This window comes from Stenotrophomonas sp., from assembly GCF_035634915.1.
Taxonomy (GTDB): domain Bacteria; phylum Pseudomonadota; class Gammaproteobacteria; order Xanthomonadales; family Xanthomonadaceae; genus Stenotrophomonas.
Genome location: NZ_DASQCB010000023.1, coordinates 131,286 through 146,806 on the forward strand (window position 1 = coordinate 131,286; position 15,521 = coordinate 146,806).

The 15,521-nt window shown below is 67.3% G+C and carries 13 protein-coding genes; 7 read left to right on the forward strand and 6 right to left on the reverse strand.

The window, feature by feature from the left end; genetic code table 11:
* Nucleotides 1–120: 120 nt before the first annotated feature.
* The 5 genes from VER16_RS17985 to VER16_RS18005 all read right to left on the reverse strand — a co-directional run bounded on the left by VER16_RS17985 (nt 121) and on the right by VER16_RS18005 (nt 6,304).
* Nucleotides 121–2,283, reverse strand: a complete 2,163-nt coding sequence (locus VER16_RS17985; protein WP_324810382.1) for a bifunctional (p)ppGpp synthetase/guanosine-3',5'-bis(diphosphate) 3'-pyrophosphohydrolase — start codon at nt 2,281–2,283, stop codon at nt 121–123.
* 105 nt (nt 2,284–2,388) lie between these two features.
* Entirely contained in the window at nt 2,389–2,688 is a 300-nt protein-coding gene (rpoZ, locus tag VER16_RS17990) for a DNA-directed RNA polymerase subunit omega (RefSeq protein WP_005410877.1), read from the reverse strand.
* Between the two features lie 110 nt (nt 2,689–2,798).
* Nucleotides 2,799–3,464 carry a guanylate kinase gene (gmk, locus tag VER16_RS17995; protein WP_324810385.1) on the reverse strand — a complete coding sequence of 222 codons (666 nt, stop codon included), beginning with the start codon at nt 3,462–3,464 and terminating at the stop codon, nt 2,799–2,801.
* A gap of 193 nt (nt 3,465–3,657) precedes the next feature.
* Nucleotides 3,658–5,271: a Fic family protein gene (locus VER16_RS18000; RefSeq protein WP_324810388.1), complete on the reverse strand. Its 1,614-nt coding sequence runs from the start codon at nt 5,269–5,271 to the stop codon at nt 3,658–3,660.
* 172 nt (nt 5,272–5,443) lie between these two features.
* Entirely contained in the window at nt 5,444–6,304 is an 861-nt protein-coding gene (locus tag VER16_RS18005; RefSeq protein WP_324810391.1) for a YicC/YloC family endoribonuclease, read from the reverse strand.
* Nucleotides 6,305–6,428: 124 nt separating this feature from the next.
* Between VER16_RS18005 and rph the strand changes: the two genes are divergently transcribed.
* The 7 genes from rph to pepQ all read left to right on the forward strand — a co-directional run bounded on the left by rph (nt 6,429) and on the right by pepQ (nt 13,583).
* A complete protein-coding gene (gene rph / locus VER16_RS18010) occupies nt 6,429–7,154 on the forward strand; it encodes a ribonuclease PH (RefSeq protein WP_049426699.1) in 726 nt (241 codons plus the stop codon).
* Nucleotides 7,151–7,537, forward strand: a complete 387-nt coding sequence (locus tag VER16_RS18015) for a VOC family protein (RefSeq protein WP_324810394.1) — start codon at nt 7,151–7,153, stop codon at nt 7,535–7,537. Before rph ends, VER16_RS18015 begins: the two co-directional genes overlap by 4 nt.
* Complete coding sequence (rdgB, locus tag VER16_RS18020) at nt 7,537–8,133, forward strand: RdgB/HAM1 family non-canonical purine NTP pyrophosphatase (RefSeq protein ID WP_108769873.1); 597 nt, start codon at nt 7,537–7,539, stop codon at nt 8,131–8,133. The genes VER16_RS18015 and rdgB overlap by 1 nt, the downstream gene beginning before the upstream one ends.
* A gap of 57 nt (nt 8,134–8,190) precedes the next feature.
* Nucleotides 8,191–9,417, forward strand: coding sequence for a radical SAM family heme chaperone HemW (gene hemW, locus VER16_RS18025; protein WP_324810620.1), 1,227 nt, complete (start codon nt 8,191–8,193; stop codon nt 9,415–9,417).
* 111 nt (nt 9,418–9,528) lie between these two features.
* Entirely contained in the window at nt 9,529–11,805 is a 2,277-nt protein-coding gene (locus tag VER16_RS18030; protein WP_324810397.1) for a DUF1631 family protein, read from the forward strand.
* Nucleotides 11,802–12,176, forward strand: a complete 375-nt coding sequence (locus VER16_RS18035; RefSeq protein WP_324810400.1) for a PilZ domain-containing protein — start codon at nt 11,802–11,804, stop codon at nt 12,174–12,176. Before VER16_RS18030 ends, VER16_RS18035 begins: the two co-directional genes overlap by 4 nt.
* A gap of 75 nt (nt 12,177–12,251) precedes the next feature.
* Nucleotides 12,252–13,583: a Xaa-Pro dipeptidase gene (gene pepQ, locus VER16_RS18040; RefSeq protein WP_324810402.1), complete on the forward strand. Its 1,332-nt coding sequence runs from the start codon at nt 12,252–12,254 to the stop codon at nt 13,581–13,583.
* A 613-nt stretch (nt 13,584–14,196) separates the two neighbouring features.
* On the opposite strand, the gene VER16_RS18045 is transcribed toward pepQ, so the two are convergent.
* Nucleotides 14,197–15,519: an aminopeptidase P N-terminal domain-containing protein gene (locus tag VER16_RS18045; RefSeq protein ID WP_324810624.1), complete on the reverse strand. Its 1,323-nt coding sequence runs from the start codon at nt 15,517–15,519 to the stop codon at nt 14,197–14,199.
* Nucleotides 15,520–15,521: the final 2 nt, after the last annotated feature.

The window sequence follows — 15,521 nt, forward strand, 5'->3', positions numbered from 1 at the left end:
TGCTTTGGGAAAACAGAGCGGTGATTGTACCGGGTGGGGATGCATCCACACATGGCGTGGATCTATGGCCATGGGGTCAGAGCCCTCTCCGTTGGAGAGGGATCCGACCCCAGGTGTGCGTTATTGGCGGCGCACCGATTGCACCACCGACAGGCGGCGCAGGCGGCGCATGACTTCGGCCAGGTGGTTGCGGTCGCGCACCTGGATGTTGAACGCCAGCACGGCGGCATTGAAATCGCGGTCCAGGTAATCCACGCGTTCGATGTTGGAGTGGCTCTGCGCGATGGCCGCGGCCAGCTGCGCCAGCACGCCGGTGCCGTTTTCCACTTCCACCACCAGGGCGGTGTCGTAGTCGCCGGACACGGTGGTGTCCCAGCCGATCAGCACCCAGCGCTCGGGCGATTTGCGCAGCTCGGCCAGGTTCGGGCAGTCCATGCGGTGCACCACGATGCCCTTGCCGGCGGTGTGGTAGCCCATGATCTCGTCGCCGGGAATCGGCTGGCAGCACCCGGCGAAGGTGACCACGCCACGCTCGCTGCCGTTGATGAGGATCTTTTCCTGCGAGTGCTGGCGCGAGTGCGGCCCGCCGCGCAGTTCGGCATAGGCCATCAAGGCCTGCGCGGCCTGGGTCGGCATCCAGTTGCCCAGCGCCACTTCGGCCAGCAGGGCCTCCAGGCGCGGGAACCGGTGCTCGGCCAGGAAGGCATCCAGGCGGCCCTTGGGCAGGCGTTCCAGCGAGGAATCCATCGCTTCCAGCGCGCGGTCCAGCATGCGATGGCCCAGCTGCACGGCGTCTTCGTGTTCCAGCTGCTTGAGCTGGTGGCGGATGGCGGTGCGTGCCTTGCTGGTGACCACGAATTCCAGCCACTGCGGCTTGGGCGTGGCCGAACGCGCGGTGATGATCTCCACCGACTGACCCGACACCAGCTTGGTGCGCAGCGGCACCAGCTTCTTGTCCACGCGCGAGGCCACGGCCATGTTGCCGACGTCGGTATGCACCGCGTAGGCGAAATCCAGCGCGGTGGAGTTGCGCGGCAGGGCCAGGATCTTGCCCTTGGGGGTGAACAGGTAGACCTCGTCCGGGAACAGGTCGACCTTCACGTTGTCGAGGAATTCCAGCGAGGAACCGGCGGCACGCTGCGAATCGATCAGTTCGACGATCCAGGCATGGGCACGGCTCTGCGCGCTGTTGGGCGAATCGCCACCGAACTTGTAGGTCCAGTGCGCAGCCACGCCGCGTTCGGCGATCAGGTCCATTTCCTCGGTGCGGATCTGCACTTCGATGGGCGAACCGTAGGGCCCGAACAGCACCGTGTGCAGCGACTGGTAACCGTTGGCCTTGGGAATGGCGATGAAATCGCGGAAGCGGCCGTCCAGCGGCTTGAACGCGGCATGCACCGCGCCCAGAGAGTGGTAACACTGCGGCACGCCGCGCACCACCAGCCGGAAGCCGAACACGTCCATCACCTGGTCGAAGGTTTTGTTCTCGTCGCGCATCTTGTTGTAGATGCTCCACGGAGTCTTGATGCGGCTGACCAGGCGGTGTTCGATGCCCTCCTTGGCCAGCCGCTGCGACAGCTGCACTTCCACCTGCGCCAACGCTTCGCGGCGTACCACCGGCTGGCTGCGGATGTGTTTTTCCAGGATGGCGTGGCGCCACGGGTACAGCGCCTTGAAGCCGAGGTTCTGCAGCTCGCTCTTGACCAGGCTCATGCCCAGGCGCTGGGCGATGGGCGCGTAGATCTCCAGCGTCTCGCGGGCGATGCGGCCGCGCGCTTCGCGGCTCTGTGCGCCCAGCGTGCGCATGTTGTGCAGACGGTCGGCCAGTTTGATCATGATGACGCGCAGGTCGCGCGACATCGCCAGCAGCATCTTGCGGAAGCTCTCGGCGGCCGCTTCCTGGCGGTCGCGGAACTTCAGCTTGTCCAGCTTGGTCACCCCATCGACCAGCTCGGCCACGGCTTCGCCGAACTCGGAGGCCAGCTCCTCGCGGGTCAGCGGGGTGTCTTCGATGGTGTCGTGCAGGATCGCGGCGATCAGCGCTTCCACATCCAGGCCAAGCTCGGCCAGCACCTGGGCCACGGCTACCGGATGGGTGATGTAGGGCTCGCCCGACTTGCGCGTCTGCCCAGCATGCGCCGACGCACCGACTTCCCAGGCACGGCGCAGCAGCGGCAGCTGTTCCGGCGGCAGGTAATGGGCGGCGCGTTCGAGCTGGAGGACGTAATCAGGTACGGCCGCGGCGGTGGGCGCGGCTACCTTGGCAGTGGGGCCTGGGTTCATGCCAGAAGCCTATGCCAGCGCGTCGATTACGGCAAACCCTGAATGCGAAACAGCCCGCACGGGGCGGGCTGTTCAGCGGTCAAGCAACGGCATTGATCGGTGCGATCAATCGTCGTTCTTGGACATGTCTTCGTCGGCGACCACTTCAGCGGCAGCCCACTCCAGCGCTTCGCGCTCGGCGCGCTCGCGCTCGGCCTTCTCGACTTCGTCGATCAGCGCGTTGTCGATCTTGCGGGCGGCGATTTCGCGCAGCGCCAGCACGGTCGGCTTGTCCTCGGTCTCGCTGTTGTCCAGGGTGGCCTGCACGCCGTTGGCGAGCTGACGGGCACGCTTGGAGGCCATCATGACCAGCTCGAAACGGTTGTTAACGACTTCCAGGCAATCTTCTACGGTGATGCGGGCCATACGGGCTCCCGGCGACCGGTCGGCCGCTCAGTCGAATGAGGGAAAGGGGACGGAGTGTACCGGCAGGGGCTGGACAAAATCAAGCCAACCCCCAGCCGATTCTTTTGGAATCAGTCAGTTGCGCCCGCATCGGGGGTCAGCAGGGCCTGGATCAGGCCAGCGTGGCGGACCTTCTGGGCCTCCCGGCGCAGGCGGCTGGCGGTGAAGATGGCGCACAGCTCGTCCACGGCGGTGTCAAACACCTCGTTGACGATGACGTAGTCGAACTCGTTGAAGTGCAGCATTTCATCGCGGGCAGCACCCAGGCGCTGGGCGATGACCGCCTCGCTGTCCTGGCCGCGCTTGCGCATGCGGTCCTGCAGGGCCTGCTTGGACGGCGGCAGGATGAACACCGTCACCGTGCCCGGCACCAGCTGGCGCACCTGCTGCGCACCCTGCCAGTCAATTTCCAGCAGCACGTCCTGGCCGGCGGCCAGCTGCGGTTCCACCGACTGGCGAGCGGTGCCCTTCCAGTCGCCATGCACCCAGGCATGCTCGAAGAAATCGCCGTCGGCGATCATTTCCTCGAACGTCTCGGCGCTGACGAAATGGTAGTGCTGGCCGTTCACCTCACCCGGGCGCATGGCGCGCGAGGTGAAGGAGATGGACAGGGCGATCTGCGGGTCACGCGCCAGGGTGGCGTTGACGATGCTGCTCTTGCCGGCGCCCGAAGGGGCGGCAACGATGTACAGCGTGCCGCGCGCAACGGCGGCCGACGGGGTGGACGGGGCACTCATGCGCGGAACCCAAGTTGTTGATTTCGCAAAATTTATCCTCGATGTTCCAGAACCGGCGCGGCGGATCGCGCCAGCACGGCGGGAGCTGCGCGGAACATTCTGGAACCAGGCCCGGCAGATGGCTCCCCAGGGTGCGGGCACGCAACTTTAGCAGAGCGGGCTGGAGGGGGCAGTTCCTGCCCAGCTGACGCCACTAGCGGCCCGCCGGTTTGCCGGGCTGATATCGCGCAATCGCTGCACCCTGGCCCGGCACGGCTGTGGCATACACCTGCGATACGGCGTCCACAATTGCCGCCCAGACACCCGGTTGCGTCAATACCGGCATCTCCTTGGCCAACACGTTGCTCAATTCGCCGTGGTTCTGCTCGATCGAGCGCAATACGCGATCTGCCTGCGGATCCGGCATTTCAACAACATCCTTCAGGACAGCACGTGCACGGGCGTGGTTGCGTAGATAGCGCGACTGCTCCGGCATCTGCTCGGTCAGGGTCCGGGCAATGATGTTGGACAGGAAAACGACGTGCGGCCCCAGGTCAGGATGGCGCCAGACCGGCCGTGCCTGTGCAGCGCCTTCAAACACAAGGTTTGAGGCGACTCCGTCGGGGTAGGTCGTCCGCGCAGCAGCAAAGGTCACGTCCTCGCGTATGGTCTCCATCAGCGGCTTGGAGACCTGGTCAAGCACCTGATCGTAGCTTCGCCGCTCCCCCGCATCGTCGGTGATGGCGGCGGAAATCGGGAGGATCACCGGCTCCGGGATGAGGCCATCCCTGCGCAGGATGTCGTTCACCAGGAATCGATGCGCCCTGCCGTTGCCGTCGGCCAGAGGATGGATATAGACAAACCCGAACGCCGCCACGGCGCTGCGCATGACCGACGATTGGCCGGTTGTCTTTTCGAGGAAGACGCGCAGCCCGTCCAGCATGGGAGCAACGTCCTCCGGTGGCGGCGCAACGTAGTGGACGATTTCCTGGTACCTGATGGTTTCGCCCACATAAACGGGCGACTGGCGGATCCCGAACTGCTCAAGGGTGGTAAGGGAGCCCAGAATTTCCTGTTGCAGCTCGGCCAGAGCGGCCCCGCTCAACGGCGCGTCGCCCGCCCCCGTACGGCGCGCCATCACGTCTGCAAAACGCTGCACCCGCCCCACTTGATCGCCTTCACCTTCGATTGCGAAGCTGGCCCGGCTCTCTCGCAGCGTCATCCATACAGCGGCACGTAGCAGCAGTGCGTCGCCAAATTCCTCCGCCAGTTCAGCAAACAGCCCGCGCACATCCAGATCTGCAGCCCGTTCCATGGCTTCGGTCTTGACCACGATGGGGCAGAACCACGGCGTCCCAGGCAGATTGTCATTGATCCGCCAGCGTGGGGTTCTGACCATGCGGTCGTGGGATGAGGCGACCAGTTTGGCCTCATCAATGGCGTTGACATAGTTGCCCGCCAACCGCACAGGCACGACCAGCTCCACACCAGTCAACCACTCGAACAGGAAAGCGGCCCTGCGCGCATACTGGCCCGTCGGCTCGCGCGCTACCCAGGCCTGCACCGGCTCTGGACCGGTCTTGGAGAACAATCGCGCCAGAAATTCCAGATGCGGTACTTCATGACGCAGATGGAACTGCAGATGTCCGGCCAGATCTGCCGCTGGGCGCATGCTTTCCGGATAGGTCTCCAGCCGGAAGCCATTGATGTCACGGGTGGCACGTCGGCTACCCACCTGACTTACCACGGGCAGGCGGCCACACGGCATGACACCGTGGGCCCTGGCCAGCCAGGCGGCACCGATGGGATCTGCAGGCACATCGTTCATACGGATGCTCCGAGAGGCGGGAACCTGCTCAAAACGGGGCCTGGTGCCCCTGTTTCTTCCAATGCCACTTAGGATTGCACAAATATAATTAGATTGCCGACCGCCTGCACAAATTTGATTTTGCGGACCCCGGTTGGGCAATGCGCTGCGGCGCAGAGCCTGCCGCCGCACATCACTCGATGTTCTGCACCTGCTCGCGGATCTGGTCGATCAGCACCTTCAGCTCGACGGCGGCATTGGACGTGCGGCTGTCCACCGACTTCGACCCCAGCGTATTGGCTTCGCGGTTGAACTCCTGCAGCAGGAAGTCCAGGCGGCGGCCCACCGGCTCGCGCTGCTTCAGCACGCGGCGGAGCTCGGCGATGTGGCTGCCCAGGCGGTCCAGCTCCTCGTCCACGTCCAGCTTCTGCAGCCACATCACCAGTTCCTGCTCGGCACGGCCGGGGTCGACCGGGTGCGGCAGGTCGGCGAGGCGGGCGGCCAGCTTGGCGCGCTGTCCGTCGCGAATGGCCGGAATCAGCGTGCGGACGTCGTTGGCGATGCGCTCGATGCCGTCCACGCGCTCGGCAATGGCGGCGGCCAGCTTGTCGCCTTCGCGTTCACGGGCAGCAACGAAGCCGTCCAGCGCCTGGTCCAGCAGCGACAGCGCCTCGGCCTGCAGGGCCGCCGCGTCGGCGGCCTCGCCCTGGGTCACGCCCGGCAGCTGCAGCAGCTCGGTGAAGCTGACCTGCAGGTTGGGGAAATCGGAGGTCAGGCGGTGCGCGAGCTGGCCCAGCTGGCCCAGCAGCGCTTCGTTCACCTGCAGGCTGGCAGCACCTTCCGGCGCGCGCAGGCGCATGACCAGGTCCAGCTTGCCGCGGCTCAGGCGCGCAGCGATGCGCTCGCGCAGCTGCGGTTCAAGCGCACGCAGTTCCTCGGGCAGGCGCGTGCCCACTTCCAGGAACCGGTGGTTGACCGAGCGCAGCTCGCAGCCCAGCGTGCCCCACGGGGTGACGCGCTCGCCGCCGGCATAGGCGGTCATGCTTCGAATCATGGAATGTGTCCGGTGCGTGCAAAGGGGGAATGGTACCCTAGCGCCCTCACCTGAGCCCCCCTGCCCGCCCCGTCAAGGTCGCGGGCACGGCGGCGTACTCCCCTGCCCTTACGGAACCCGCACCATGTCCGATTCGCGCCCCAGTGGCCGCCAGCCCGACCAGCTCCGCCCGGTCGTCATCCAACGCGGCTTCACCCGCCATGCCGAGGGTTCGGTGCTGGTGTGCTTCGGTGAAACCCGCGTGCTGTGCACCGCCAGCGTGGAAAACCGCGTGCCGGGCTTCCTGCGTGGCAAGGGCGAAGGCTGGGTGACCGCCGAATACGGCATGCTGCCGCGCGCCACCCACACCCGCAGCGACCGTGAAGCGGCGCGTGGCAAGCAGGGCGGCCGCACCCTGGAAATCCAGCGCCTGATCGGCCGCAGCCTGCGCGCCTGCGTGGACCGCAACGCGCTGGGCGAACGTACCATCACCCTGGACTGCGACGTGCTGCAGGCCGACGGTGGCACCCGCACCGCCGCCATCACCGGCGCCTACGTGGCCCTGGTCGATGCGGTGAACGTGCTGATGAAGCGTGGCGACATCAAGCGCAACCCGATCCTCGGCGCGGTCGCTGCCGTGTCGGTGGGCGTGTACCGCGGCACCCCGGTGCTGGATCTGGACTACGCCGAAGACAGCGACTGCGACACCGACATGAACGTGGTGATGAACGACGGTGGCGGCTTCATCGAGCTGCAGGGCACCGCCGAAGGCCACGCCTTCCGCCGCGACGAGCTGGACGCGCTGCTGGGCCTGGCCGAAAAGGGCGTAGCCGAGCTGCTGGCCGCACAGCAGGCGGCGCTGTCGGCATGAACCGCCGCATCGCCCTGACCACCCTGGTGGTGGCCGACTACGACGAAGCCATTGCCTGGTACACCGCCAAGCTCGGCTTCGCCCTGTTGGACGACATCGACCAGGGCAGCAAGCGCTGGGTGGTGGTCGGGCCGACCGACGGCAGCGCCGCCGCCCTGCTGCTGGCCCGCGCCAGCAACGAGGAACAGCGCAGCCGCATCGGCAACCAGACCGGTGGCCGCGTCGGCTTCTTCCTCAACACCGACAACTTCCACCGCGACCACGCGGTGATGGTTGCTGCCGGCGTCGAGTTCCTGGAAGCGCCGCGCGAAGAAGCCTATGCCACCGTCGCGGTGTTCCGCGATCTGTACGGCAACACCTGGGACCTGTTGGAGCCCCGCTGATGAAGACGCTCGTACTTGCCAGCCACAACGCCGGCAAACTGGTGGAAATGCAGGAGATCCTCGCCGACCTGCCGCTGCAGATCACCTCGGCCGCCGAACTGGGCCTGGGTGACGTGGAGGAAACCGGCCTGACCTTCGTCGAGAACGCGCTGCTGAAGGCACGCGCGGCCTGCGAGGCGACCGGCCTGCCGGCACTGGCCGATGATTCGGGCCTGATCGTCGATGCCCTCGGCGGCGCGCCCGGCCTGTACAGCGCTCGCTACGCCGGCCACCCAACCAATGCCGCGGCCAACAACGCCAAGCTGCTGGAGGCGATGGCCGACATTGCCGATGGCCAGCGTACTGCGCGCTTCTATGCGGTCATCGTGCTGCTGCGCCATGCCACCGACCCGCAGCCGCTGATCTGCGAAGGCCGCTGGGAAGGCCAGATCATCCGCGAACTGCGCGGTACGAACGGCTTCGGCTACAACCCGGTGTTCCTCGATACCACCCACGGCCTGACCGCCGCAGAGATGGAGCCGGCGCTGAAGAACGCCATCAGCCACCGCGCTACCGCCCTGCAGCAGCTCAAGCAGCAGCTGGCCCGCTGGCTCTGACGCCCAACTGATTACCCCAGGGAAGCCGGCCAGCGGCCGGCACTACCGATGAAGCCCATGCCGCACGACCACGACCACTGCAACCACCTGCCCGGCGAAGCCTGTTCAGGCGACCACGCACACGACACCGCGCCGCGCCTGGTGCCGCCGCCGCTGTCGCTGTACGTGCACCTGCCGTGGTGCGTGCGCAAATGTCCGTACTGCGATTTCAATTCGCACCAGGCCAAGGGCGAGCTGCCGTTCGAGGCCTACATCGATGCCCTGCTGCGCGACCTCGACCAGGACCTGCCGCTGGTCTGGGGCCGGGTGGTGCACAGCGTGTTCTTCGGTGGCGGCACGCCCAGCCTGTTCCCGCCGGAAGCGATCGACCGCTTCCTGCAGCAGGCCAGCGCGCGCCTGCGCTTCGCGCCCAATGCCGAGATCACCCTGGAAACCAACCCGGGCACCGCCGAGCACGGTCGCTTCGACCGCTACCGCGCAGCCGGCGTGAACCGCCTCAGCTTCGGCATCCAGAGCTTCGACGACGACGCGCTGAAGCGCCTGGGCCGCATCCACGACAGTGGCGAAGCCGAGCGCGCGGTGAAGATGGCGCAGGACGCGGGCTACGACAATTTCAACATCGACCTGATGTACGCGCTGCCGGAACAGACCCTGGCCGGTGCAGAGGCCGACCTGGAACGCGCCTTCGCGCTGCAGCCGGCGCACATCTCGCACTACCAGCTGACCCTGGAACCGAACACCGTGTTCTTCGCGCGGCCACCGCAGGGCATCCCCGACGAGGACAATGCGTGGGACATGCAGGAGCACTGCCAGGCGCTGCTGGCGCAGGCCGGTTTCGGCCAGTACGAAGTGAGCGCCTACGCCCGCCCCGGCCGGCAGAGCGCGCACAACCTGAATTACTGGCGCTTCGGCGATTACCTGGGCATCGGTGCCGGCGCGCACGGCAAGATCAGCTCCGGTGCCGAGGAACACGTGCTGCGGCGCTGGAAGCTCAAGCACCCGCAGGCCTACATGGACAGCGCCGGAAGTGCCGCCTCGTTCGGTGGTGACGAAGTGATCGCCGCCGACCGCCTGCCCTTCGAGTACATGCTGAACCTGCTGCGCCTGCACGAGGGTTTCGGCCTGCGCGATTTCGAGTCGCGCACCGGTCTGCCGCGCAGCGTGCTGGACGCACCGCTGGCCGAGGCCGTGCAGCGTGGCTGGCTGACCGTGGTCGATGGCCACGTACAGCCCACCGAACCGGGCCGCCGCTTCACCAACGACGTGGTGAGCCTGTTCCTGTAGCGCCGGGCCATGCCCGGCGGCCGAGGAACACATTGCCCCTCAAGTAGCGCCTTCACCTGCCGACACGGTAGATTCCCATGTCGATCCGCGGGAATCCCGGAACTGCTCCCGATGTCTGCCGCTTTCCCCTTTGCCACTGCTGACAGCGCGCGCCTGGCCGCCGCAGACCTGCCCCCACGCGTGCGCGTGCTGCTGGGTGAACTGCTGGTGCTCTGCCGCCATGTGCTGACCGCTCCGCTGATCCTCACCGTGGAAGCGGCCGAGCAGGCGCTGCTGCACGATGCCGACCACGCCCGCAACCCGCAGATGCAGGCCGAGCTGCTGGCCCAGCGCGGCCAGCTGCATGCATTCGCCGGCACCTTCTGCGAGCGCATGCTCGATGCGCTGGCCGACAGCCTGGTGCAGCTGCGCGCACCGCAGGACACGGCACCTGCCGCGACACCGGCGCAGCCGCCCGGCCTGCTGGGTCTGTCGCTGGTGGATGACCATGAGGTGGACCGCAATCTGGTGCTGGCCGAAATGGTGCGCCGCGAAACCCAGCGCTCGGGCAATGCACTGAACCTGCTGGGCCAGCGCCTGGCCGTCCTGGCCGCCGCCCCGGCATTGGACAACGACACCCTGCCGCTGGCACCGCAGGCCCTGTGTGCGCTGGTGCGCCGCCTGGCCGAACGGGATGGCCTGAGCGCCGAGCTGCAGCTGGCCATCTACCGCAGCTTCGAGCGCCAGCTGCTGGAACGCCTCGGCGATCTGCTGGAACGTGCCAACACCCTGCTGGCACAGCACGGCGTGCTGCCCGGGCTGGTCTACACCCCGTACCTGGCACGCTCGTCCAGTACGCGCCGGATCATCACCCAGTCCGTGGGCGGTGGACGTGCAACGCAGCCGGCACCGCGTGCGGCCGAGCCGTTGACCGGCTGGAGCGGTTCCGGCCGCCCCGGTTCGTGGTCGGCGCTGATGCAGAACGCCTTTGCCGATGCCACCGCGCCGGGAACCCCCAAACCCGAACTGACCACGCCACCGGCCAACCTGCTGCACGATCTGCTGCAACAGGCGCGGCATGCCGCACCGATGGCCATCGAGCCGCCCTCGATTCCCAGCGGCCTGGTGGATGCGGTGCTGGCACGCCTGCAGGCCCAGGCCGGGACGGCCACCAGCATCACCGACCTGCAGACCGCCGTGACCGCACAGCTGCGCAGCGAGCACGGTGCACAGGCCCAGCTGGCCAGCCATGACCGCGACCACCTGGACCTGCTGCGGATGCTGCTGCAGCAGATCCAGCAGCAGCAACGCCCGGACCCGGTGCCTGCCGCCCTGCTGGCCCGGCTGCAGGTGCCGCTGGCGCGTGCAGCGATGGCCGACCCCGCCTTCTTCGTGCGCGACGAACACCCTGCACGCGAGCTGCTCAATACCATTGCCGAAGCCGGTGCCAGCTGGCTGGACGATGACGATGTGGACCCGCAGCTGATGCAGCGCCTGGCACAGAGCGTGCAGGGCCTGCTGGGCCAGGATGTGCGCACGCCGGACGCATTCGCTGCGGCCAACGAGGAAATCCAGCAGCACCAGCGCGCCTCCGCACATCGCGCCGAGCTGGCCGAGCGCCGCCATGTCGAAGCCGCGCGCGGCAAGGAGCGGTTGGCCCTGGCCCGCCGCGAGGCCAGCGTGCAGATCGACCAGCACTGCCAGGCACAGCAGCCGCCGCGCTTCGTGCAGACCCTGCTGCGCGAGGCCTGGGCCGATGCGCTGACCCTGACCCGGCTGCGCCATGGCGGTGACTCGGCGCAGTGGCAGGAACGCCTGCAGCAGACCGAACGCATTGCAGCAGTCACCGCCGCGCCCGCCGGCGCCGACCGCGCGCCTGATGCGCCGCTGGCCGCAGAAGTGGAAGCCGCCCTGCTGCAGGTCGGTTACCACCCCGAGGAAGCGTCGGCCGTGGCCCGCCGCCTGGCCACGCCCGGCGGCGAGGACGAGCACACCTCACGCACTGAACTCAGCGCGCGCCTGAAGGCACGTGCGCGTCTTGGCGAGCATGCGACGGGCAGCACCGGCTCCCCCGGGGACGCACCGCGCACGGCAGCCGAACAGGCCTGCCATGACCAGCTGACCAGCCTGCCCTTCGGCAGCTGGTTCGACCTGACCGGCGAGGACGGCAGCGTGCGCCGCCAGCGGCTGTCCTGGTACAGCCTGCTGACCGGCCACGTGCTGTTCGTCAACCCGCGCGGGCAGAAGAGCAGCGAGACCGACCTCGATACGCTGGCCCGGCAGATGTGTGCCGGCCGCGCGCAGCTGGTCACCGAAGAAAAGGGCCGCCTGGTCGACCGCGCCTGGCAGGCCAGCCTGTCGGCCCTGCGCGCGTTGGCCGGCCGTGGCCGCCAGGAGCCTGAAGCATGAACCAGCCCCCGCCGCAGGACACCCGCCGCGCGCCACGCCGCCAGGTGTCCGATCTGGTTCCGGTCAGCGACCAGATGCGCGAAAGCGTGATCGGCCGGCTCGGCAACGTTTCCGAAACCGGCATGCTGATGCTGGCCAACCAGCCGCTGCGCGACGACGCGCTGTACCAGCTGCGGTTCCCGTTGCCGCTGGGCGACGGCCGCAGCGAAGCGATCGATGTGGGCGTGCACCTGCTGTGGAGCGAACCGGCGCATGCCCCGGGCCAGAGCTGGGCCGGGTTCCGCTTCCTGACCCTGTCGCGCGAGCATCGGCAGCTGCTGCGCGCCTGGATCGGCGAGGACAGCGACGAGGCACCGGTTACGGCAGGCTGAGTGCCGGTTCCTGCACAGCGGTTTTCTGCAGTATGCGGCAGAATCTAGGGCCGTTTTCCGTGTCGAGCCGCTGCAATGATCCAGCAAGACCCTGCCGCCCTGTATTCCGACCACCTGGCCGTGCTGTGCCGACGCGCCGAACAGGCGCTGGCCCGCGGCGGCTTCGACCATCTGGTGGTGCCCAGCGGCACCCTGCACTACCAGGTGTTCGACGATCGCGACTACCCGTACGCGGTGAACCCGCAGTTCAAGGCCTGGCTGCCGCTCACCCGCGTGCCCAACAGCTGGGTGGTGTTCACCCCGGGCAAGCGTCCGGCTGTGATCTTCCACCAGCCGTTCGATTACTGGCACGTGGTGCCGGACGCTCCCAGCGGCTGGTGGGTGGAACACTTCGACATCCACATCATCCGCAAGCCGGAAGAGGCGCTGGCCCTGCTGCCGTCCGACCCCTCGCGCTGCGCGATCCTGGGCGAGCCGCAGAGCGCGCTGGGTGCCTACGTGCCGAACAACCCGGCGCCGGTGGTAAACCATCTGGAATGGCACCGCGCCTGCAAGACGCCTTATGAAATCGCGCTGATGCGCCAGGCGCAGGTGCTGGGCGTGCGCGGCCATCGTGCCGCCGAGGCGGCGTTCCGCAACGGCGCCGATGAGTTCAACATCCACATGGCCTACTGCCAGGCCGTGGGCCAGGATGCCAACGAGCTGCCGTACGGCAACATCGTTGCGCTGAACGAACACGCCGCGGTGCTGCATTACACCGAACTGGGCCGCACCGCACCGCAGCCGCTGCGCAGCTTCCTGATCGATGCCGGTGCCAGCGCGCATGGCTACGCCAGCGACATCACCCGTACCTACGCGGCCAAGGGCCACGACGAATTCGCCGCGATGATCGAGGCCGTGGATGCCGCCCAGCAGCAGATGTGCGCGGCGGTGCGTGCCGGCTTCGATTACAGGCAGCTGCACGTGGACGCGCATCTTTCACTGATGGGCGTGCTGAAGGACTTCGGCGTCATCAAGGTCTCGCCGCAGACCGCGCTGGAAACCGGCGTCAGCGCCGCGTTCTTCCCGCACGGCATCGGCCACCTGATCGGCCTGCAGGTGCACGACGTGGCTGGTTTCGCGGCCAGCGAGGAAGGCGGCCGCATCGAGCGCCCGGCCGGCCATCCCTACCTGCGCCTGACCCGCGTGCTGGAACCGGGCATGGTGGTGACCATCGAACCGGGCCTGTACTTCATCGACATGCTGCTGGATGAAGTGAAGGCGGCCGGCCATGGCGATGCAGTCAACTGGGATCGCGTGGACTTCTTCCGCCCGTATGGCGGCATCCGCATCGAAGACGAAGTGCTGTGCACCGAGGGCGAAGCGGACAACCTGACGCGCCCGGTGTTTGCGGCGGCCAACGGCTGAGCCCCTCGTGGCTGGGCGCTGAACTCAAAATGCTGTGCTTGGCGGGGCGGGGTGGGTTCGCGGGGGACGCCGTTAACCCGTCCTTGGGGGCTTGGCCGCGAACCCACCCCGCCCCACCTCTGACAGTTTCCGTGCGCGGCCAGCCACGGAAAAGAAAAAGAAAATCAAAAGCGGGTCGCTCGCTGCGCTCGCTCTGTGCCGACCAAGGTCGACACCTACCAGTAGATCCACGCCATGCGTGGATGAATTCATTCGATAGCTGGCAGATGTGCCGACCAACGGTCGGCACCCACCCACAGCCGCGCACACCAGTAGATCCACGCCATGCGTGGATGAATTCATTCGATTTCTGACAGAAAAATCGTGTCGACCAAGGTCGACACCTACCCAAAGCCGCGCATCGCCGTTACCAACAGCGCGCGGAATCTGTAAGAGGCGGGGCGGTGTGGGTGGGCAGGACCGTTGGCGCCATGGATGGCGCCATCGAGCCCCCAGGGATGGGTTTACGGCGTGTCCTAACCACCCACACCGCCCCGCCATCCCACGGAATGCAGGCTTTGGCCGCTGCCGTTGTTTCAGCAGGTGCAGGGCTGCAAGCCCTGCCAAGCAACCCTTACCCCGCCATCACCGCTTCGATCTCGTCCGCACTGCGCGCCAGCCCTTCGGTCAGTACCCGATGGCCATCGTCGGTGATCAGCACGTCATCTTCGGTACGGATACCGATGCCGCGCCAGCGCGGTTCCACCGTCGTGTCATCCGCGCCGATGTACAGGCCCGGCTCGATGGTGAAGGCCATGCCCGACTCCAGCAGGCGCGAATCGCCCGCCAGTCGATAGTCGCCCACGTCGTGCACATCCAGGCCGATCCAGTGCCCGGTCTTGTGCCGGTAGAAGCGCTGGTACAGGCCCTCGGCCAGATTCTTTTCCAGCGTGCCCTTCAGCAGGCCCAGCCGCAGCAGGCCTTCGGTGAGGGTCTGCACTGCCGCCAGATGACCGGTCTCGTAGGCCACGCCAGGCTTGGCCTGCACAAGCGCTGCTGCCTGCGCCTCACCCACCAGATCATGCAGCGCGCGCTGCTCGGCACTGAAACGGCCATTGACCGGGAACGTGCGGGTGATGTCGCTGGCGTAGCCGCGGTACTCGGCACCGGCATCGATCAGGACCAGTTCGCCATCGCGCGAACGCGCGTTGTTGTCGCGGTAATGCAGGATGCAGCCGTTGCGGCCGGCACCGACGATGCTGCTGTAGGCCGGAACCGCATCGCTGGCACGGAACACGCGCTCCAGCTCGGCCTGCAGTTCGTACTCGTGGATGCCCGCCTTCGCCGCCCGCATCGCGGCCAGGTGCGCACGCACGCTGATCTGCGCGGCGTGGTGCATCAGCGCCACTTCCGCACCGGATTTGAACAGGCGCTGCTCGTGCAGCAGGTGCCCCAGTTCCAGGAACTCATGCGGCGGCTGCGCACCGTGGCGGACCTGCGAACGCACGCGGTTGACCCAGCCAATCAGCTTCAGGTCGAAGTCCGCGTCGCGGCCGAAGTGGTAGTAGACGCGCGAGCGCCCTTCCAGCAGGCCTGGCAGGATGTCATCCAGATCATCGATGGGGTAGGCATCGTCCATGCCGTACTGCGACACGGCACCTTCCTGTCCGGCGCGGCTGCCATCCCACGCCTCGCGCTCGGCATCGCGCTCGCGGCAGAACAGGATGGCCTCGCCGTGCCGGCGGCCGGGAATCAGCACCAGCACCGCTTCGGGTTCGGGGAAGCCGCTGAGGTACTGGAAATCCGAATCCTGCCGGTACGGGTAATGCGTATCCAGGCTGCGCACCTTCTCCGATGCGGCCGGCAGCACCAGGATCGCGTCTTCGCCGGCCATGTCCATCAGCTGGCGGCGGCGACGCTTGTACTCGCCGGCGGCGATGCCGGTGCGCTGCTTGATGT